At 71.0% G+C, this 20,083-nt stretch carries 15 protein-coding genes; 6 read left to right on the forward strand and 9 right to left on the reverse strand.

Annotated features, from left to right (window positions below):
• Positions 1-171: 171 nt before the first annotated feature.
• Positions 172-924 carry a DUF4118 domain-containing protein gene (locus R2D22_RS09220; protein ID WP_318102571.1) on the reverse strand — a complete coding sequence of 251 codons (753 nt, stop codon included), beginning with the start codon at positions 922-924 and terminating at the stop codon, positions 172-174.
• A gap of 187 nt (positions 925-1,111) precedes the next feature.
• Between R2D22_RS09220 and R2D22_RS09225 the strand changes: the two genes are divergently transcribed.
• On the forward strand, positions 1,112-3,064 hold the full coding sequence (locus R2D22_RS09225; protein WP_318102572.1) for an APC family permease: 1,953 nt from the start codon (positions 1,112-1,114) through the stop codon (positions 3,062-3,064).
• A gap of 55 nt (positions 3,065-3,119) precedes the next feature.
• On the opposite strand, the gene R2D22_RS09230 is transcribed toward R2D22_RS09225, so the two are convergent.
• The 4 genes from R2D22_RS09230 to R2D22_RS09245 form a co-directional block, all read right to left on the reverse strand.
• Positions 3,120-4,523, reverse strand: a complete 1,404-nt coding sequence (locus R2D22_RS09230; RefSeq protein ID WP_318102574.1) for a hypothetical protein — start codon at positions 4,521-4,523, stop codon at positions 3,120-3,122.
• Entirely contained in the window at positions 4,523-5,767 is a 1,245-nt protein-coding gene (locus R2D22_RS09235; RefSeq protein WP_318102576.1) for an ATP-grasp domain-containing protein, read from the reverse strand. The genes R2D22_RS09230 and R2D22_RS09235 overlap by 1 nt, the downstream gene beginning before the upstream one ends.
• Positions 5,768-5,825: 58 nt before the next feature.
• Positions 5,826-6,929 carry a DUF1152 domain-containing protein gene (locus R2D22_RS09240; RefSeq protein WP_318102578.1) on the reverse strand — a complete coding sequence of 368 codons (1,104 nt, stop codon included), beginning with the start codon at positions 6,927-6,929 and terminating at the stop codon, positions 5,826-5,828.
• A 143-nt stretch (positions 6,930-7,072) separates the two neighbouring features.
• Positions 7,073-8,506 carry a coproporphyrinogen-III oxidase family protein gene (locus R2D22_RS09245; RefSeq protein ID WP_318102580.1) on the reverse strand — a complete coding sequence of 478 codons (1,434 nt, stop codon included), beginning with the start codon at positions 8,504-8,506 and terminating at the stop codon, positions 7,073-7,075.
• Between the two features lie 584 nt (positions 8,507-9,090).
• Between R2D22_RS09245 and R2D22_RS09250 the strand changes: the two genes are divergently transcribed.
• The 5 genes from R2D22_RS09250 to R2D22_RS09270 all read left to right on the forward strand — a co-directional run bounded on the left by R2D22_RS09250 (position 9,091) and on the right by R2D22_RS09270 (position 14,860).
• On the forward strand, positions 9,091-10,383 hold the full coding sequence (locus R2D22_RS09250) for an ATP-grasp domain-containing protein (protein ID WP_318102582.1): 1,293 nt from the start codon (positions 9,091-9,093) through the stop codon (positions 10,381-10,383).
• Positions 10,384-10,460: 77 nt separating this feature from the next.
• Entirely contained in the window at positions 10,461-11,228 is a 768-nt protein-coding gene (locus R2D22_RS09255) for a 2OG-Fe dioxygenase family protein (RefSeq protein WP_318102584.1), read from the forward strand.
• Positions 11,225-12,520, forward strand: coding sequence for an MFS transporter (locus tag R2D22_RS09260; protein ID WP_318102585.1), 1,296 nt, complete (start codon positions 11,225-11,227; stop codon positions 12,518-12,520). Before R2D22_RS09255 ends, R2D22_RS09260 begins: the two co-directional genes overlap by 4 nt.
• A 50-nt stretch (positions 12,521-12,570) precedes the next feature.
• The gene (locus R2D22_RS09265) at positions 12,571-13,824 is read left to right on the forward strand and encodes an MFS transporter (RefSeq protein ID WP_318109667.1); all 1,254 of its coding nucleotides are present in this window, start codon (positions 12,571-12,573) and stop codon (positions 13,822-13,824) included.
• A gap of 28 nt (positions 13,825-13,852) precedes the next feature.
• Positions 13,853-14,860, forward strand: a complete 1,008-nt coding sequence (locus R2D22_RS09270) for a GNAT family N-acetyltransferase (protein WP_318102587.1) — start codon at positions 13,853-13,855, stop codon at positions 14,858-14,860.
• An 11-nt stretch (positions 14,861-14,871) separates the two neighbouring features.
• Here R2D22_RS09270 and R2D22_RS09275 read toward each other — a convergent pair whose 3' ends face one another.
• From R2D22_RS09275 to R2D22_RS09290, 4 genes are all read right to left on the reverse strand, one after another.
• The gene (locus R2D22_RS09275; protein WP_318102589.1) at positions 14,872-16,380 is read right to left on the reverse strand and encodes an SDR family oxidoreductase; all 1,509 of its coding nucleotides are present in this window, start codon (positions 16,378-16,380) and stop codon (positions 14,872-14,874) included.
• A 205-nt stretch (positions 16,381-16,585) separates the two neighbouring features.
• Positions 16,586-17,959, reverse strand: a complete 1,374-nt coding sequence (locus R2D22_RS09280) for a cryptochrome/photolyase family protein (RefSeq protein WP_318102590.1) — start codon at positions 17,957-17,959, stop codon at positions 16,586-16,588.
• Positions 17,960-18,138: 179 nt separating this feature from the next.
• Complete coding sequence (locus tag R2D22_RS09285; protein WP_318102591.1) at positions 18,139-18,642, reverse strand: DUF1269 domain-containing protein; 504 nt, start codon at positions 18,640-18,642, stop codon at positions 18,139-18,141.
• Between the two features lie 46 nt (positions 18,643-18,688).
• Positions 18,689-19,783, reverse strand: coding sequence for a baeRF3 domain-containing protein (locus tag R2D22_RS09290; protein WP_318102594.1), 1,095 nt, complete (start codon positions 19,781-19,783; stop codon positions 18,689-18,691).
• Positions 19,784-20,083 lie beyond the last annotated feature (300 nt).

Here is a 20,083-nt window from a genome sequence, read left to right on the forward strand (position 1 = left end):
GTGGTTGAGATGAGCAGTCCTGCGGACCTCTACGAGGAAACCCCTGCTCAGCCACCCCGCCGCCGCCGTTGACGGCCTCTTGACGTCGACCGCGCCCGTCTTGACGCCTCTCGTACGCCGACCCCAGAAGCCGGCCTCGACGGACGGGCTCCACTCACGAGCCCCCCGGGTTCAGACCCGTTCCGGGTCCGCGGCTCGCTCCGCGAGGGCCGCCGCGGCCTGACTCGCCAGGTCCACCGCCACCAGACGGGCTTCGAGCGAGGGCAGCGGTGCGCCGGCGGCCGGGGTGAGCATGAACCGGCCCCGATACCGGCCCCGAGCCGTGGCGCGGAGTTCGGTCTCGCCCTCCGGCCAGCCCTGCCGCTCCCCGTCCCAGATCCAGCCCGGCACCTCCAGCGAGCCGTCGGATTCCAGCCTCGGCGGGCGGCCGACCAGGGTCCCGTACTCGAACCGGCAGGACCTCAGGTCCAGTACGTCGACGAGTTCGGCGCGGACCCGCGCGACCACCTCGTCGGGCGAGGCGGTGGACCGGGACAGCCGCGTGGTGCCGTGCAGCCGCTCCAGGTACGAGGCGTCCGTGACCGCCACCGTGCGCAGCGTCCGGGCCCGGGCGGCGAGCTGCGACACGATCAGGCCGACGAGCAGGAGCAGCACCGCGGTCTCGATGTCGGCGCGGTCCCGGATGTGGAAGCTCTGGTACGGCTCGGTGAGCAGGAAGTCGAACCATGCGGCGCCGGACAGGGCCGCGAGGGCCCCGGCGTACCGGTTGCCGAGCGCCGAGACGGCGACGACCACGACGACCATCAGGAGCGCCAGGTTGGTGTGGGTGACGCTCGTCCGCAGCGGTACGAGCGCGAGTGCCGTCAGGAACGGAGCGAGGAGCCCGGCCACCAGGGCGACCGTGTCCCGGAGCGATGTCCGCATCGTCCGCCTCCTTGTGTCGTACGCCTCAAGGCTGCGCCGGGTGTGACGCAGCCGACGCCCGGAGGACGGATCTTGACGCTTCCCTGACGCGAGCGGCGGGGCTCGCGCGATGCGTGCTGCTTACGCTGGCTCGGCCGTACGGGCGACGGCCGAAAACCTCCCCTCGACAGCCCGCAGGAGCATTCCCATGTCCACCACGACCCCGACGCGTGCGAACCGATTGCGCGCGTGGATGCTGGAGGGCCTGTCCGACATGGGCAAGGGTCGGCCGTCGGTTCCGAAGGCCGAACCGGCGACCGGGCACCAGGGGCAGCCCTGGTGGCGGGTGATGTGCCTGACGGGTGTCGACTACTTCTCCACCCTCGGCTACCAGCCGGGTATCGCCGCCCTCGCGGCCGGGCTGCTCTCCCCCGTCGCGACCGTCGTGCTGGTCATCGTCACCCTCGCGGGCGCACTGCCCGTGTACCGGCGGGTGGCCGAGGAGAGCCCGCACGGCGAGGGCTCGATCGCGATGCTGTCGCGGCTGCTCTCCAAGTGGAAGGGCAAGCTGTTCGTCCTGACGCTGCTCGGCTTCGCCGCGACCGACTTCCTGATCACGATCACCCTCTCGGCGGCGGACGCCTCCACCCACCTGGTGGAGAACCCGCATCTCGAAGAGGCGCTGCACGACAAGCAGATCCTGATCACGATGGTGCTGATCGCGCTGCTCGGCGCGGTGTTCCTCAAGGGCTTCCTGGAGGCCATCGGTGTCGCCGTCGCGCTGGTCGGGGTCTACCTCGTGCTCAACGTGGTCGTCGTGGTCAGCGGTCTCTGGCACGTCGTGACCGAGGGCCATGTGGTCACCGACTGGTCCGCGGCCCTGACGGCCGAGCACGGCAACGCCTTCGCCATGATCGGCGTCGCCCTGCTCGTCTTCCCCAAGCTCGCGCTCGGCCTGTCCGGCTTCGAGACCGGTGTGGCCGTCATGCCGCACGTGAAGGGTGACGCCGCCGACACCGAGGCCGCCCCCGCCGGTCGGATCCGCGGTACGAAGAAGCTGCTCACCACCGCCGCGCTGATCATGAGCGTCTTCCTGATCACCACCAGCTTCATCACCACCGTGCTGATCCCGCAGGAGGAGTTCGAGTCCGGTGGCAAGGCCAACGGCCGGGCTCTGGCCTATCTGGCGCACGAGTACCTGGGCAACACCTTCGGCACGATCTACGACGTCTCGACGATCGCGATCCTGTGGTTCGCCGGCGCCTCCGCCATGGCCGGGCTGCTGAATCTGATGCCGCGTTACCTGCCCAAGTACGGCATGGCGCCGCACTGGGCCCGCGCCGTCCGCCCGATGGTCATCGTCTTCACCCTGGTCGCCTTCCTGGTGACCTGGATCTTCCAGGCCGACGTCGACGCCCAGGGCGGCGCGTACGCCACCGGCGTCCTGGTGCTGATCTGCTCGGCCGCCATCGCAGTGACCATCGCGGCCCGCAAGGCCGGTCAGCGCGGCTGGACCATCGGCTTCGGCATCATCTCCGCGGTGTTCCTCTACACGACGGTCGTGAACGTCATCGAGCGGCCGGACGGCGTGAAGATCGGCGCCTGCTTCATCGCCGGCATCATCCTGATCTCCCTGCTCTCGCGGCTCGGCCGCGCCTTCGAGCTGCGCGTCACGCACGTCGAACTCGACGACATGGCGGAACGATTCATTCGCGACGTCGCGAACCGCACGCCGCGCTTCATCGCCAACGAGCCGGACAGCCGCGACATCGCCGAGTACCGCGACAAGATCGAGCAGATCCGCCACGACAACGACATCCCCACGCAGGAGGACTTCGTCTTCATCGAGGTCACGGTCACCGACCCGTCCGAGTTCGAGGCCGGCCTGACCGTCCGCGGCGAGATCATGCACGACCGCTACCGCGTCCTCACGGTGGAGAGCTCGTCCGTGCCCAACGCGCTCGCCGCGCTGCTCCTGCACGCCCGCGACAGCACGGGCACCCGTCCGCACGTCTACTTCGAGTGGACCGAGGGCAATCCGTTCGCCAACTTCGTGCGCTTCTTCCTCTTCGGCCAGGGCGAGGTCGCCCCGGTCACCCGCGAGATCCTGCGCGAGGCCGAGCCCGACCGGGACCGCCGCCCGCGCGTCCACGTGGGCTGACGGTCGGGCTCACGGTCGACTGACGGTCGTCCCGCTAGGGCCGTCGGCCTCTCCGCTACGGAGTCTCCTCTCCGTCGTCGCAGAGGAAGAGGGTGCCGAGGCGTCCTCCCCGGCCTGAGCTGATGACTCCGCTGTCGAGGTCGGTCGTGCCGCGGAGGTACGCCCCGCCGTAGCCCCGGCCGGCCAGGAACACGCCCCAGGTGAGGACGGCGGGTTCGACGGGGCCGCCGCCCGGGGCGGGGAAGTCCTCCGCCACGGGGCGGACCCGCCGCTGGAGGATGTACGGGCCGTCCACCGCGGCGCTGATGCGGCCGGCCCATTCGTCCGCGGACGTCTCCCAGCCCGCCAGCACGTCCAGGCCGCTGTGCGAGCTGCTCGCCTTGAGCACCAGGTCCTCCCGGTGGGCCAGCGCGTGGCGGAGCAGGTCCACGCGTTCCCCGGCGACCTCGACCTTCTCGTCCCGGACCAGCCGGGTCCACGGCAGCAGCACGTCGATCACCTCCAGCTCGGCCCGGTCGAACAGGGACCGGTTGCGCTGGTCGCTGAGCAGGGCCAGGGCGGCCTTGGTGCCGTACACCTCGTTCTCCAGCGGGGTGAACAGGTGGACCAGCCCTCGGTCGGCGGCCTCGGAGAGCGGCGCGAGCAGGGCCGCGTCCCCGGCGGTGACGACGTCGTTGATGACGAACCAGCGGTGCACCACGTCGATCCGGCGCCCGGCGACGTGGATCCCGTCCGCGCGGTACTCCACCTGACCGAGGTGGCAGGGCACGGCCTCGACGCCGTGCGCGGCGAGCAGGCCGGCCATCCGGCGCAGATGCCGCTCCATCACCGGGTAGCTTTCGGGCCATTCGAGCAGAGCGACGACCGGGTTCGTTGACGGGTCCGGACCGGGAAAGGACTCGTGCCAGAGGTTCCGCAGCACGTCGATGCCGTCGGTGAAGTCGAGCCGGTGCTCCTGCGCGAAGGAGGCCGTGTACGGCTCGCGGAGCAAAGCCTCGTTGAGCAGGGCGATGTCCCAACCACCCAGTGGGCTCCCGCCGTTCAGTTCGAGCAGCCGGAAACCGTCCTCCTCCCGGTACAGGTCGGCGCGGGCGGACCGGGGCAGCTCACGGGGCCTGCCGTCGGGCCGCAGCGTCGCGGCGATCTGCTCCGGCGACCAGCCGAGGGCGGCGGTGAAGGCACGCAGATCACCGTCGTGGAGGCGCTGGGGCAGGGTGAGCAGCAGGTCGTACAGCCCGCTGAGCCGGGCGCCCAGCTCGCGGCTCTCGCCGCGGCCGAAGAAGACGGGCCGGGTCAGGAAGGCGCTGCCGTAGATGTCGCCGGCCAGGGCCGACGTCTGGCAGGAGCGTTCCGGGGCGCAGCCGGCCGGCAGGCCCTTCAGATACTCCCGGGTCAGCCGGGCAGCGGCTCCGGAGGCGGCGGCGTCGGTGTGCGCGTGGGTGTGCGTGTACGTGTTCATCAGTCCACCTCGATGGTGACGTTCGCGATCGCCTCCGCCGCGGCCCTGTTCACCTCGGCGGCGGTGTCGGCGTGCACGATCACGTAGCCGACCCGGGCGTCGTTGTCCCCGGGTGCGCGCACCTGGCCGCCGGGCCGGACCGTGAGACTGCTCCGTGCGACCGCGGCGGACTCGCCGATCCCGCTGACCGAGCGGAGGACGCCGCCGCGCGGCGGCACCAGGAACCGGATGCCCGCGGCCGTGTCGGCGGTGGGGGTGAGGTCCGGCGCGAGGCCGAGCGCGATCTGTACGTACACCTTGGCCTCGTCGATCCCCCGGGCCTGCCGCATCAGGGCGACCACGTGGTCACCGGGGAGCCGGGCGCCGAGTTCGATGATCCGCGTGGTGCCGTCCGGCAGCAGCTTGAGTTCGGTGTGGGCGACGCCGTCGGTGATGCCGAGGGCCCGCGCGGCCGCCACCGCGGCCTCCTGCAGGATGCGTACCGACGCGTCCTCCAGCTCCGCCGGCACGGTGTGCCCGAACTCGGCGCGCTTGGCGCCGTCGGTGGTGAACTTGTCGTACGGGACGAGGGGTGTCGCCACTCCGTCGGCCACCACCGTCTCGATGCTGAACTCGACGCCGCCGACGTACTCCTGGACGACCACATGGGCGTCCAGCGGAATGCCGTGCGGCATCTGGAAGAGGTGGGACTGGGCGAGCGCGAAGGCCGTCGCCAGCTCCTCGTCGCTACGGACCACCGACACGCCCCAGGAGCCGGACTGCTCGGAGGGCTTGACGACGATCGGATAGGTCAGGCCCGCCGCCTCCACCCGGGCGAACGCCTCCTCGACGGTCCGCGCGGCGAGGGTGAGCGGGGCCGGGATGCCGTGCTCGGTGAAGGCCCGCGCCATGATGCGCTTGTTGCGGCAGCTGAGTGCCCGCGAGGGGTCGTTGCCGGGAAGGCCGAGGTCGGCGGTGAGTCGTGCGACCAGCGGGGTGAGGAACTCCCAGCAGGCGACCACGCCGTCGACGTGCTCGGCCCGGGCCAGCTCCGCGAGCTGCCGCAGCGCGCCCTCGCTGTCGGAGAAGTCGGTGAACACGAGCTTCGCGTGGTTCCTGATCTTCGCCTGGAGGGTGGGCGAGTACCACTCCTCGAAGACGTCCTCGTGGGTGACGACGATGACCTCGACGCCCAGGTCCCGGGCGGCGTCGAGGACGTACTCCCCGGTGTTTCCCATGGCTTCGAGCAGGAGCAGTGTGGGCATGGCGGTACGGCCCTCCGAGAGGTGGCGGTGTGGGAGAAGACGGCGGCTGCGGGGTCGTCTAGTCGGGTGCGGACAGGGCGAAGAGGGGCGCGGCGTACTGGCGGGGGCGCTCCTCGACGAGGCGGGTACGCAGCGACCGCGCCGCCGCTCCGGTGAGGCCGAGGCCCTCGGCCACGCAGCGGAAGGTGGCGTACCGCGCCTCGGCGTCGGTGGCCTGGAGTTCCTTCACCCAGAGGTCGAGGTCGTTCAGGGCCTCGTCCACCGACCCTTCCGAGGAGCCCATCTCCTGTGGCCGCAGGGCGCGTTCGCGCTCGCGCTGCAGCTCGGAGAAGCCGCAGACGTCCCGGCTGACCTGCTCGGCGGCGTCGAGGCTGTCGACATCGCGCACGTACAGCGCATGCGCGAGGCGGTTGCGGGCCAGGACCCGGTCGATGGGGATGCGGTAGACGCGGGCGCCGGCGTCGCTCAGGACCACCGGACGGCCGGTGTCGCGCACGACGCAGCCGCCGCGCAGGCCGCGGGCGGCCGCGGCCAGGAGCGCGCTGGCCTCCGACGGATGCCAGTCGAAGACGTGCTCGACGCTGCGGGTGTCGGATGCGGTGAGGGTGACGTAGTCCGTGCCCGCGTCGGGCAGGAGGTCCCGCTCGGGGACCTCGCAGTCCAGCCCGGGGCCCGCGAGAAAGAGCCGGGCCGGGACGCCGGCGGTGGCGCACGCGGCGATCACCAGAGCGTCCGGCAGGGGGCTGAGCAGTGTGGGCTCGTCGCCGCGGGCGAAGACGTCCCCGCCGACGTCCACCACCTTGACCTCGTCGACGGCGTACTTCTCCGCCGCCTCCGCGATCTGGCCGGCCAAGTGAGGGACACCCCTGTATGGATTCAACAGCCCGAGAGTGATGGGCAGTTCGTGGGCCAGTCGGGGCAGCGTGGAGCCTGCCGGGGCGACGGCGGACGAGGTGGCTGTGATCTGCGAGACCCTCGCTGTGAGCGGGCGCAGCCCGGTGAAGTCCCGCTCCGCGCGCGGGCCGGGGACCGGGTCGACGACCAGGCGCTCCCACGAATAGCTGAGCACCACCGCCGGCTCGTCGCCGTGCAGCGCGTGGTGCACCAGGGTCGTACCGATCGCGTCGCCGCCGCCGCCCGCGGCAATGAGAAGTTGCGTCATCACGCTTTCCTGAGCCAGTCGCTGAGAAGTCGCTGCAAGGGCAAGGGGAATCAAAGAGTCACGGCAGCCGGCGCGGTCACCGAGTCCGTTCGACGACCGCACCGGGATCCGCGGATTGCGGGGGGGGATTCAGTTGATACGCATCAGCGGTTCGCGGTCTTCAGACCCGAGATGCTCAGGGGCTCGGCACCCATGTGCTTCTGCGCCCGCTTGTTGCTCTTGTGCAGACCGGCGTAGTACTCACGGTCCAGGTCGATCACGTTCTTGGAGAAGAACATCCACGACAGAATGTCGCGGTACTTGAATCCGGACGGCGTCAACTGGATCCGGTCGGTGGGCAGTCGCCGGATCAGACCGACCTCTTCCGCCGCTTCGAGAACCGGCTCGAAGAGGTGCGCCTTCTCCCGGAATCCGAAGCGGTCGAGCTCGCCCAGGTCCAGATCGAAGGTGTCGAGGACCAGGCGCTTGCGGATGATTTCCTCGTCGTTGAGGACGAATCCCGTGACCGGGATCAGCTCGTGGTTCCGCGCCTTGGTGATGTAGTCGGCGACCTCGGTGAGGCTCGGCTTCACGCTGCCGACCATGTAGTCGACCGAGCTCGTGTAGCTGCGGGCGCCGGCGCCGAGACCGAGGAGCGGGACGCCGTGGAAGGTCAGGACCTTCTGCTGATAGCCGCCGCGTCCGAGCTTCTTGTAGCGGACGTTCGACTCCTGGACGTATCCGGCCGCCTTGAAGGCGGCGTTCGCGTAGTCGTACCGCTCGTACAGGTCCGGGCTCATCATGTACTGGTACGCGCCGGTCCGGGAGAACCAGGCGTCCGGCCGCACCGTCAGGAAGTAGGTGCTGATCGTCTCGGGGGCGAGCGCCGCCAGTTCGTCGACGGAGTGCCGCCAGCTCTCCGGGGTCTGTCCGGCGAAGCCCATGATCAAGTCGGTGCTGAGGTTGGGCAGTTGCTTCTCGCGGATGATCTCGACGGCCTGGCGGATGACCCGCTCGTTGGCCTGGCCGCGGCCGGCCTCGCGGATCTCCGCGGGTACTAAGGACTGGATGCCGATGTTGGCCCGGGTGAGGCCCAGGTCGATGAGGCCCCCCAGGGTGTCCGGCTCGTTCACGATGGAGTCCGGGGTGGCCTCGATGGCCACCTCCTCCACCGTGCTGCGCCAGTTGGGGTACACCTCGTCGAGCGTCGCGAAGAGCTGGTCGAAGTGGCGCAGGCTCAGCAGGCTCGGGGTGCCGCCGCCGATGTAGATGGTGCGCAGCCGCCGGCTCTGGATGATCTCGGCGTGGTCGCGGATCTGGGTGCACAGCGCGTCCATGTACGCGTCGTACACGTCCATGTCCTCGGAGATGACCGTGTAGAGGTTGCAGAACCCGCACTTGTACCGACAGAAAGGCACGTGCAGGTACAGGTTGAGCTCGGGAACGGGATGCCGTTTCAGATCCTCCGCCCAGATGTCCTGGATGTTCCAGGCTCCGTTCAGCGGGCGGTAGGCGGAGCGGGACGGGTACGCGTAGTTGAAGGGCGGAATGACGCCCTGTTCGATGTGCCGGGCGAGTTCATGGCGAATGTCACTCAACGTGCCTCATCCTTACATCCGGTGGTACAGCTTCGAACTGTCTTTCAACGGGGAGTGGCGCCGCAGATCCGTACGGCAGGGAAAGAGACGTGACCGACCCGCAGATCCGTGCGGCAAAAGGGGAAGGGTGAAGTCATGCGCGGGCGGCGTACCGAATCCCACAAGCCTCGTTCGCGACGGCTCGGCCCACGTGCCCGACTGGTAGGCACAGCCGGCCTGTCGGCCCGTGCCGGTGGAGCGCAATCGCGGAGGCTTTGCCAGTAGACAGGCGGCGGCGAGGAATGCGACAGGGACAGAACCGACGAGCATGAAGCGTCACAGCGGGGCGGTATTCGTCACTTCCTCTAGACCTGTCCGCACTGTGAGATCGGCTGTGCCGCGGCCCGTCCCCGGAGTTCTGCCCGGTTAGTGTCGCCGGGCCGAACAGACCGAGATCCAGGCCGAGTTGAGGAATACGCGAATCCGGATCGGATCGCATTTCCACCGGACGTGCCGGCCGCGCCGAGCCGCCTCGTGCCGCCGCCCGCGACAGGCCGATCTAGCGGCGCCGGCGGCACAAGCGGACGATCGAACGGGAGTTGCCCATGACCGCCTCGGACATCAAGCGCATCGCCTACATACGCTCCATCCCGATCTCGCGTGCCGGCCCCTACATCCCGGAGCTGGCCAGGGCCGTGGCCGACTCCGGCCGCGAGGCCCGCATCTTCTACACCGACGGCGACTGCGGACCCGAGGACTTCCCCGGCGGCACCTGGGAGGCGCTGCCCGAGGACGCGACCCCCGACCAGATCGTCGACCGCATCCTCGCCTGGGGCGCCGACGGCGTCGTCTCACTGTCCTTCCCGGACGAGGCCGCGCTGCGCGACGCCGTGGTGAAGGCCAGACTGGCCGAGCACGGCATCCCCATGGTCTCCAACGGGGTGGAGCCGGCCCGGCTCCTGGGCGACAAGGGGGAGACCAAGAAGATCCTGGTCGACCACGGCCTGGACGTCCCGCAGGGCATGCTGATCGACGGCACGCTGCTGAAGAACGCCGCCGCCGTTCCGGCGTACGCGGACATCATCCGGCTCAAGGCCGAGGAGTTCGGCTATCCGCTGCTGACCAAGGCGGTCTGGGGCAGCTCGGGCAGCGGCATCCGCTTCCTCCGCGACCGGACGGACCTGGAGGTCTTCCTGGCCACGCCCGACGAGGGCACCCTCGTCATGGAGCAGTGCATCACCGGTGAGCTCTGCACGGTCGAACTCGTCGGCGCCGACGGCGAGTACGCGGTGCAGCCGCTGTGCTTCACCGGACCGACCGGCGGCCGGCCCACCTTCGCCTTCTGGGAGCTGCGGTCGTCCGCCCCCCGGGCCGCGGACGATGCCGCCTTCGCTCCGGTGGCGGAGAAGCTGAAGAAGCTCTGCACCACGCTGGGCATCACCGGTGTCATCAACCTGGACATCATCTACAGCCGCGGCACGTACTACGTGTTGGAGATCAACCCCCGGGTCTCCGGCGCCACCGCCCTCGGCGTGGCCGCGTCCGGCCGGAACACGTACCTGGGCATGACCGAGATCCTGCTCGGCGAGTGGCGGGCCCCGGCCGATCCGGTGCTGCCGCGGCAGCGCTGGTCCCTGGAGTTCCCGGTCAACGACGTGACCGACGCCTTCGTCCGGGAGGCCGAAGAGGCCCTGGACGTCGTCCAGATCACGCCCTCGCTGGTCGTCGACGGCGAGGAGTACGGCGGCCTGGCGATCGTCACGTGCGAGTTCGGGGCCGAGGACGCGTTCCTCCAGAAACTCATGACCCTGGACGCCACCCACCACGTCCTCTCGGAAGACATGCTGTCGCAGCTCAAGGAGCTGCTCACCGGCCCGGCGTCGCAGGCCGTCCGCTGACCGCCGCAGGCCGCACCCCCCACGTTCCACGCTCCACCCCGCACGAAAGGCCTCTTCGTTCCATGCCCGAGCCGTACATGCCAGAGCCGTCCATGCCCGAGCCCTCCATGTCCGCACCGTCCACGTCCGCGCCGTACGTCCACCTGTCCGCCACCGACGTGCTCGAGTCCGTCGCCGCGTACGGCGAGTACGGCGAGACCGAGATCAAGCAGCTGCGCCAGTCCTGGGACGGGCTGCCGGTCGACCGCTTCATGAAGGGCGGGGCCTCGTACCGCCGGCGCCGGTACAGCGAGTTCCAGCTGACCGACCGCGGCCTGGTGCGGGCACCGCACGGTGCCTTCCGGCAGTCCTTAGCCGTCAACCCGCTGCACGGCGGGGTCGCCCGGGAGTTCGAGCCCGTCGAGCAGGAGGTGGCCGAGTCCCCGCTCCTCACCGCCCTCGTCCGGACGCTGCTGGCCCGGCTCCCCGGCAGCTTCGACAGCGCCACCGGCGGCATCGGCATCCACCAGATCCGCATCGTCGCCTCCCGCGAAGCCGAGGGCCTGCCGGCCCCGGAGGGCATCCACGAGGACGGCCACCACTTCGTCGCCCAGGTGCTCCTGCGCCGCGAGAACGTCGAGGGCGGCGTCTCCCAGGTGTACGACCGGGAAAAGAACCCGCTGTTCCGCACGCTGCTCACCGAGCCGTTCGAGACGGTCGTCATCGACGACCGGCGGGTCTTCCACGGCGTCTCGGCCGTGGAGGTGGCGGAGGGCACGCCGGTGGGAGTCCGGGACATGATGCTGGTGGACTTCTTCCCGCGCAGGGCGGAGCAGGACGCATCGGATCACCCCGAGTCCCGATGAACGGGCGGGGGTTACTGGCGAAGTGGGGACTTCCCGACCTGGCGGGGAACGGCCGGTTCGTCACCGCCAACGTCATGGACAGCCTCGGCAACGGGCTCGTCCTGGCCTTCACCGTCCTCTACTTCACCACCACCACGTCCCTGTCGCTCGGCTCCATCGGTGCCGCACTCTCGCTCGGCCAGCTCGTCGCGCTGCCCGCTCCGGTCGTGGCCGGCCTGCTGATCGACCGGTTCGGCGCCCGCAAGGTGGTCGTCGCCGCGAACCTCGTCTCGGCCTGCGGGTTCTGCGCGTTCCTGTTCGCGGACACGGTCGGGGAGATCGTCGCGGTCCAGTTCGTCGTCCAGGCGGGTTCCGCCCTGTACTGGACGTCGAGCCGCGGCCTCGTCCTGCTCGCCTCCCGCCCCGGTGACCAGGCCCGCTGGTTCGGCTTCATCGGCGCGCTGCGCAACATCGGCGGTGGCTTCGGAGCCGCGGCGGCGTCCCTCGCGATCGCGCTGGACACCGGCGGCGTGCGCCTCCTGGTGTTGGTCAACGCGCTGACCTTCGTGGTCGCGGCGGGCCTGATCGCCGGCTGGCGGCCGCCCGCGGGAGCGGCGGAAGGTCCCCGCGCCAACCGCTCCACGGCGGGCGAGGGCGCGGGCGGGGGCTACGGCGCGGTGCTGCGCGACCGGCGCTATCTGCGGCTGGTCCTGGCCAACCTGGCGTTCGTCCTGGCCGCGGCCGTGCTGCCGGTGCTGCTCGCCGTGTACATCACCGAGGTCCTGCACGCCGCCGCCTGGCTGGCCGGTGCGTGCCTGGTCGGCAACATGGTCCTGGTCGCCCTGGTCCAGACGCTGGTCACCCGGGTGACCGAACACCGCCGCCCGCGCCGGGTCCTGGCCCTGGCGGCCGTGGCCAACGCGGCCGCGTTCGCCGTCTTCGGGCTGCTGCTCGCGGTGCCCGGCTGGGTGGTGGCGGCGGGTCTGCTGCCGGCGATGGCGCTGTTCACCCTGGCCGAGATGCTCAGCATGCCGCCCAGCAGCGAGCTCAGCGCGTCCCTGGCGCCGGAGCACATCCGCGGCCGCTATCTCGGCGTCTTCCAGCTCTCCTGGACGGTCGGCAACACCATCGCCCCGGCCCTGCTCACGATGCTCCTGAGCCACGGGCCGGTCTGGCCGTGGGTGGTCCTCGGGGCGCTGAACCTGCTGGCGGTACCGCTGGTGCTGAGTCTGGGCGACTCCGCCCCCGAGGACGAGACCGGGCAGGAGCCCGTGCTTCCCGCCGCGCCCACCGAACAGAGCGCCACGTCGTAACGACGGCTCTCCGTGCATGTCACCCGAGGATTGGAAACGCGTACGTGTCAATGGTCATGGGGCTCAGAGCAGTTACGCAGGTCACGGGCTCCGCGCTCCCCGCGATCTCGTTCGCGGCGCGCCTGCCCGCCGCGATCTGTCCCATCGGCGCGCTGCTGATGCTGACGGAGCTCAACAGCATCGGGGCGGCCGGCATCGCCGCCGGGATGCTGTGGACGGGTCAGGCCGTGGGCGGACCGTTCCTCGGACGCACCGCGGACCGCCGGGGTCACCGCCCGGTCATCCTCGCGGCCTCCCTCGCGAACGCCGTCGCCATCGCCGCCTTCGTCACGTCGGCGATCACGGATCTGCCGCTCGCCGTGCAGGCCGCGCTCGCGGCCGTCGTCGGCCTCACGGTGCCGCAGATCGGCCCGCTGTCGCGTACCCGCCTGGTGGTTCTGACGGAGGCGGTGACCAAGGAAGGCGCCACCGGCACACGGGAATTGACCCGCCGAGCCCTCTCCTTCGACACCGCGATCGACGAGGTCAGCTTCATGGCCGGCCCCGCGCTCGCGGGCCTGGCGGTGGTCCTGATCCACCCCACGGCCGGGCTCGTTCTGGCGGGGCTCGTCATCGCGGTCTTCGGCACCCTCTTCGCGCTCCATCCCACGGCACCGGGTGGCACCCCGGCCGGGGCGGCCTCACGGGTTCGGCTGCTCCATCCCGCGCTCATGACACTCTTCGCGATGGCCCTGCTGCAGGGCATGATCTGGGGCAGCGCCAATGCCGGCACCAGCGCGCTCTCCGCGCACCTCGGCGACACCGGCATGGCCGGCTTCGTCTGGGGGGCGATGGCCGTGACCAGTTCGGTGGCCGGCCTGCTCGTCACGATGCGGCCGAGCAGCCTGGACCCGACGCTCCAGCTCCGTATCGCCATCACCGCGCAGGCGGTGCTGCTGCTCCCCCTGCTCGTCGTCGACAGCTTCCTCGGCGCCGCCGCCGCCGTCGCGGGGATCGGGATCGCCGTGGCCCCGCACCTCATCGCGGTGTTCAGCCTCGCGGAACAGGTCTCCCCGCTGGAGCGAATGGGCGAGGCGATGGCCCTCCTCGGCAGCGGCCTGATCGTCGGCCAGGGCATCGCCGCGCTGGCCGCGGGGCAGTGGGCCGAGCGCTCCGGACACCACAGCGCGTTCGTCCTGAGCTGCGCCGCCGGAGCCGCGGCAGTCTGCGTCGCCTGGACGTTCGTCCGACCCAAGCCCATCGACCGCCACCGCGCGGCGCACGTACGGGCCACGGACACCCCCGAGACCCTGGCCACCGGCTGACCGGCGAACCGCCCGAAGGAACCCTGCCGTGATCCTCACCCTGGAACCGGACATCACTCACATCCACGCCGACGCGTGGGACGCACTGTCCGCGCAGGCGGGCTTCTACCTCTCCCACCGCTGGCTCGCGGCCCAGCAGCACGACCCCACGGCCCGGGTCCACTACGCCCTCGTCCACGACGAGGACCGACTGATCGCGGCAGCGCCGCTGTACGTGGTCGAGTCCGAGCCCAACGACCTGTACCGCGTGCACGAACTGCTCCCCGACCGCTCACCGGCCCGAACAGTGCTCGCCGGCGCCCGCCGCGGCTACGTCAACGCACCCCTCGTACACCCCGCCCTGACGGCCGACCGGCGTCGCAAGGCCCTGAACACCCTGGTGGAAGCGGCCAGTTCCCTGGCCGCCGCGGAACGGGCACACGCATGGTGGCTGTACGTCACGGACGACGCGGTCGCCGAACTCGCGGCAGCCTGCGGTAGCCGGCCGACACAGCTCAACCAGGACGCCCGCATCCCGCTGCCCGGCAGCACCTTCGACGACTACCTCGCCGCCCTGCCGTCCAAGCGCCGCGTCACCATCCGCCGCGAACGCCGCGCGTTCGCCGAGGCAGGTTACGAACTGCGCACCCTACGGCTCTCCGAATGCGCCGACGCCGTCGGCGCACTGGCGGCCCGACTCCAGGAGCGGCACGGCCACCCGACCGACCCCGCCTTCATGGCCGCCCTGTTCCACGACCAGGCAGCCGGCATGGCGGACACCGGCCTCGTCCTCGCCGCGTACACCGAAGGCCACATGGTCGCCTTCAGCCTCTTCTACCAGCACGCGAACACCATCTGGCTCCGCTCCACCGGCTACGACTACACCCGGCTCCGCAACGCCCACGAGTACTTCAACCTCGTCTACTACCTCCCCGTGGACCACGCCTACGCCCACGGCGCCACCACTCTCCACCTGGGCATGGAGTCCCTCAGGGCCAAGACCCTCCGGGGCGCGATCGCTTCACCGCTGTGGGCGGTACCGGGAGCGGCAGCCTGAGCCGAGCCCGATCAGGAGCGTCGGGCGCTCTCCGTCTCGGCCGTCCGGGCGATGTTCCTCGCCATGCCGCCGAAGACGGCGGCGTGGAACGGCGCCACGCTCCACCAGTACGCCTGGCCCGCGAGGCCCCGCGGGTGGAAGAGAGCCCGCTGCCGGTACGCGGCGCGGCCCTGTTCGTCGCGATCGACGGCCATCTCCAGCCATGCGAGGCCCGGAAGACGCATCTCCGCGCGGAGGCGGAGCAGGCGTCCCCGGTCGATCTCCTCCACCCGCCAGAAGTCGAGCGCGTCGCCGACGCGGAGGCGCTGCGCGTCCCGGCGGCCCCGGCGCAGCCCCACGCCCCCGACGAGCCGGTCGGCCCACCCGCGGACCGCCCAGGCGAGCGGGAAGGAGTACCAGCCGTTCTCGCCTCCCACGCCCTCGATGACCCGCCACAACGACTCCGGGCTCGCGTCGACGGTACGGGTGCGCTCGTCGGTGTAGAGGCTGCCGCCGGCCCAGTCGGGGTCGGTCGGCAGCGGATCGCTCGGCGCCCCGGGCGGCGAGGCGGAGGACCAGCGGGTGGTGACCTGGGCGTCCCGTACCCGGCGGAGGGCGAGCCGGAGAGATCTCTCGAAGGGGATCGGTGTCCCCGGGCCGTCGGGAACGTACCGCGTGATGTCGTTCTCGGTACAGATCACCTCGTGCCGGAGCGATTCGGTGAGGGGCCGGGCCAGGGACGCCGGGACCGGTGTGACCAGGCCGATCCAGCTGCTGGACAGCCGGGGGGTCAGGACGGGAACGGGAACGATGAGACGCCGCCGGAGCCCGGCGACCGCCGCGTACCGCGTCATCATGTCCCGGTAGGTGAGCACGTCGGGGCCGCCGATGTCGAAGGTCCGGTTGACGGACGGAGGCATGCCGGCGCCCGCCACCAGGTACTTCTGCACGTCGCGGACTGCGATGGGCTGGACCAGGCTGCCGACCCAGCTCGGCGTGACCATGACGGGCAGCCGTTCGGTCAGATACCGGAGCATCTCGAAGGAGGCCGATCCCGAGCCGATGACGACGGCGGCCCGCAGGACGGTGGTCGGGACCCCCGAGTCGAGGAAGATGCGGCCCACCTCGGTACGGGAGCGCAGGTGCGGCGAGAGACGCTCCTCCGGCACTCCGCGCGGGGTGAGGCCGCCCAGGTAGACGATGCGCCGCACGCCGGCCGAGCGGGCCTCGGCGGCGAAGGTGCGGGCGGCGAGCCGGTCGGCGTTCTCGAAGTCCGCCGTCGAGCTCATCGAGTGGACCAGATAGTAGGCGACGTCGACTCCCACGAAAGCCCGGCGGAGGCTCGCCGCGTCGGTCACGTCACCGCGCACGGTCTCCGCCCGGCCGGCCCACGGGAAGTCGCGGAGCTTGTCCGGATGCCGTGCGAGGCAGCGCACGCGGTAACCGCTGTCGAGCAGCTCCGGTACGAGACGTCCGCCGATGTAGCCGCTCGCGCCGGTGACCAGGCAGCGGACGCCCGCGGACGGTGAGGAAGTAGCCATGCGCCGATCCGTTTCGCCGATCCCAGAACGTGTGTGTCCTCTGTCCATACTTCGCCGGGGGCGACGCTTTTGGATGCGGACGCGGGTGGTGGAGGCTCTGATCGGGGCGTCTTCTCTGAGATCGCATCGTTTTCGCAGCGTATGTACCGCTCTGCCGCCTTGCTGCCTTGCCCCGCCACCCGCATCGTTCGTGCGTCGACATTTGTCAGGCGACGCCCCGGCCCCGGCGGAACCGTGCCAGCCCGTCGGAGAGCTCGACCAGCGGGTCGGGGTAGTCGAAGGCTGCCCGGTCGAGCGCGGTGAGCCGCCAGGGCTCGTGGACGGCCGGTCCGTCGAGGCCGGCGAGCTCCGGGACCCAGTGCCGGACGTAACTGCCCTCGGGGTCGTACCGCTTGCCCTGCCGCACCGGGTTCAGGACGCGTTGCGGCCTGGTGTCCGTGCCAGTACCGGCGACCCACTGCCAGTTGAGCTGGTTGTTCGCCACGTCGCCGTCCACGAGCAGACCGAGGAAGTGGTGCGCGCCCTCGCGCCAGTCGATGTAGAGCGTCTTGGTCAGGAAGGAGGCCGCGATCAGCCGGCCGCGGTTGTGCATCCAGCCCTCGTGCGCGAGCTGCCGCATGGCGGCGTCGACCACGGGGTAGCCGGTTCGCCCCTCGCGCCAGGCCGCGAGGTCCGCTTCCATGTCGGCACCCCTCCTCCAGCGGTCGTGGCGCGGACGGTAGTCCGCGTCCGCCGCCTCCGGCCGGGCGGCCAGCACCTGATGGTGGAAGTCGCGCCAGCACAACTGCCGCACGAACGCCTCCGCCCCGGCACCACCACGCTTCCGCGCCCGGTGGACGGCCTCGACAGCGGAGACGGCACCGAAGTGCAGATACGGCGAGAGGCGGGACGTGACGTCGCCCGCCAGGTCGTCGTGGCGCTCCTCGTACGCGTCGACGTGCTCCGACAGCCAGGAACCGAGCCGCTTGCGTCCTTCGCGCTCCCCGCCCGCGGCGAGGCCCGGCGACACGTCCGCGAGCGCGGAACGCCGGGGCATCCGCTCCGACCGTACGTCCGAGGGGACGCGCACCGCCCCCGGGGCGGCCAGCGGCATCCGGCAGGGCACGTCGGCCCAGCGCTTGTAGTAGGGCGTGAACACGGCGAAGTGGTCGGAACCGTGCGGGGTGAGGTCACCGGCCGGGACCACGTCGGTAACACCGTCGTGTACGTACAACCGGCATCCGTCCGCCTCGAGCACCCGGCGCAACCGCGCCTCCCTCGCCCTCGCGAAACGCGTCACGCCGTCGGCCATGTGGACCTCGCCCGCTCCGGTCTGTCGCACGAGGTCCAGGACCTCGGTCACCGTGTCGCCCTCGCGCACCACGAGACGTCCGCCTCGGTCCTTCAGGCCCCGGTCGAGGTCCGCGAGGCAGTCCGCGAGAAATGCCAGCCGGTTGGGCACCGCGAACCCCGCCCGGTCCACGGCGGGGTCGCGGACGAACACCGGCACCACTTCCCACGCACCCTCGTGCGCCGCCCTCAGGGGCGGGTGGTCGTGGACCCGGAGGTCAGAGGTGTACAGAACGACGGAGACGGTCATCGCGCCCTCCCTGCTCGGCCGCCGGGCGCGCGGGTCGCCGGCGTACTGCTTTCACACTCCTGTGTCAGCAGTTCCGAGGGACGGCACCTGCCGGATGCATGCGGCGGCGACGGACGGCCGAGGACGGAGGGGCACCTCGAAGCAGGGCCTCGAACCGGCGCCCCTCTCGGTCCCCCGGCTCACCCGGCCGATTCGGGGCCCGCGAGCTGCTCCGCGAGCTCCCGCTCGCTCTCCTCCGGGAGGGAGGTCTTGAGGACGGTTCCGCCCAAGGGGCCCAGCGCCGCGGCGAACCTGTCCTCGGTGACCTTGGACGCCATGATCACGACGGCCGAGGAGCCGGGCCGCAGGAGTTCCTGGACCTTGCCACGGAACTTGCTGTCGACGCCCATCTGGTTGAGCTTGCCGACCAGCCCCCCGACGGCGGCACCCACGACGCCCATCGCGGGGGTGAGGATCAGCATGCCGAAGACCATGCCCCACAAGGCTCCGGCGGTGGCCGAGAGGGCGACCTCCCCCTCTCGCTTGGCGGGCGTGTCCACGTGGGTCGTGCCGTCCGCGTCTACCGAGACGACGGCGAGTCCGTTCAGTTCGACGATGTGGTCGTCCCGGAGCCGCTGCACCGCCTCGAACGCCTTGTCGGCGCCGGCGCGGTCCTCGTAGCCGAGGACGATGAGTTCGGACATTCGGGTTCTCCTCGAGGCGTGGCAGGTGGCAGGTGGCAGGTGGCAGTCAGTACCGCAGCACTCCGGCGATGCGCTCCTGGCCGGTCAGCGTGTCGTCCGGTACGAACCGGACCTCGGCACCGGTCTCCAGGGCCTGTTCGATGATCTCGTCCACGATGTCGTCGCGCGAGTCGGGAGCGGAGGGATCCGCGGGCTCCAGGTGGTCGCCCTGGTCGCGCACCACGGCGCGGTAGTGCTCCTCGACCACCAGGAGCCGGATCCGGCCGTCCTTCGCGGCCCGCCACACCTCGTCGAGACCGCCGGCGAACTCGTGCCGCCCCCGGGCCGCGTCCAGCTCCGCGGTCAGGGTGGTCGCCAGCGCCTCGTCCCGGGCGCGCCGGACGGGTTCGACGGCCTGGCGCACCGCTTCGGCCGGTCCATGCGCGAGCCCGCCGCGCTGGACGGTCAGCGTGCCCTGCTCCAGTGGGCCGGTCTCCTCCAGGAGGGCCAGCGCGGGAGCGTCACCGATCACGTAGAGCGGCCGGGGCGCGGCGGCGAGGGCGGTACGCAGAGCCTGGTGGGCCTCCCGGAAGAAGGTACGGGTGTCCTCGTCCTGGAACGTGCTCGCCAGGTCGCCGATGCGTTCCTTGCGCTCCGCGTCGGGGTCCTCCAGGCTCCGCACCAGCGGGAAGCCGTCGCCCGTGTACTCGACGGCCCGTTCCGGCCCGCCGCTCCACAGCGACACCCGGTCCGCGGCCACCGCCAGCGCCCAGTACGGCTGCTCGGCGGCCTGGGCCGCGACCAGGTTGCGCGTGAGGAAGGTGTCGGCGACGACCACCCGCTCCGGAACCGTCCGGGCCACGGACCACACGTGGTGCTCACCCGGCGCCGCGTAGACCACCAGTCCGTCCTCCGCGTGCGCGAGATCGATCTCGGCCACGGCCCGCTCCAACTGGTCCAGCACGTCGGTACGCTGCTCCCGGGTCACGCCCGGATCCTCCTGGAGGGCCTTCTGCGCACCGGCGAGGAGGTTGCGCAGCCGTACGGGGTCCTGAGCGTTGTCCGGCTCGCGACGGTGCGTCGGCATGACGAGCGACAAGGCGGGATACGGGCGGGGCTGCCGCAGCTTCGCGAGCACATCGGTGCTGAGCGCGGGATGCATGGCTGAACCTTTCGTCGTGACGTCCGGGGTCGACGGCCACCGCGGCCGGCGAGCCGACCCGGCGACCTCCCCCAGTAAGCCGCCAACCCCACCCGACCGCCACGCGACCCTGAGCCGAACGAGTCACCGCCCCCACCGAGGGTCGTACCGAAATCCGGAGCCGGGATCGACGGATCGGACTTCCGCGCCATGCATCGTGACTCTCCAGAACGGATTGACGGAAATCGCAGGCGATTAGCACGTGCGCGGCATTTCGGGCTCAAGATCAATATGGCCGACGGGTGCAACGCACCTTCTCGA

It is taken from the genome of Streptomyces sp. HUAS YS2 (assembly GCF_033343995.1).
GTDB lineage: Bacteria > Actinomycetota > Actinomycetes > Streptomycetales > Streptomycetaceae > Streptomyces > Streptomyces solicathayae.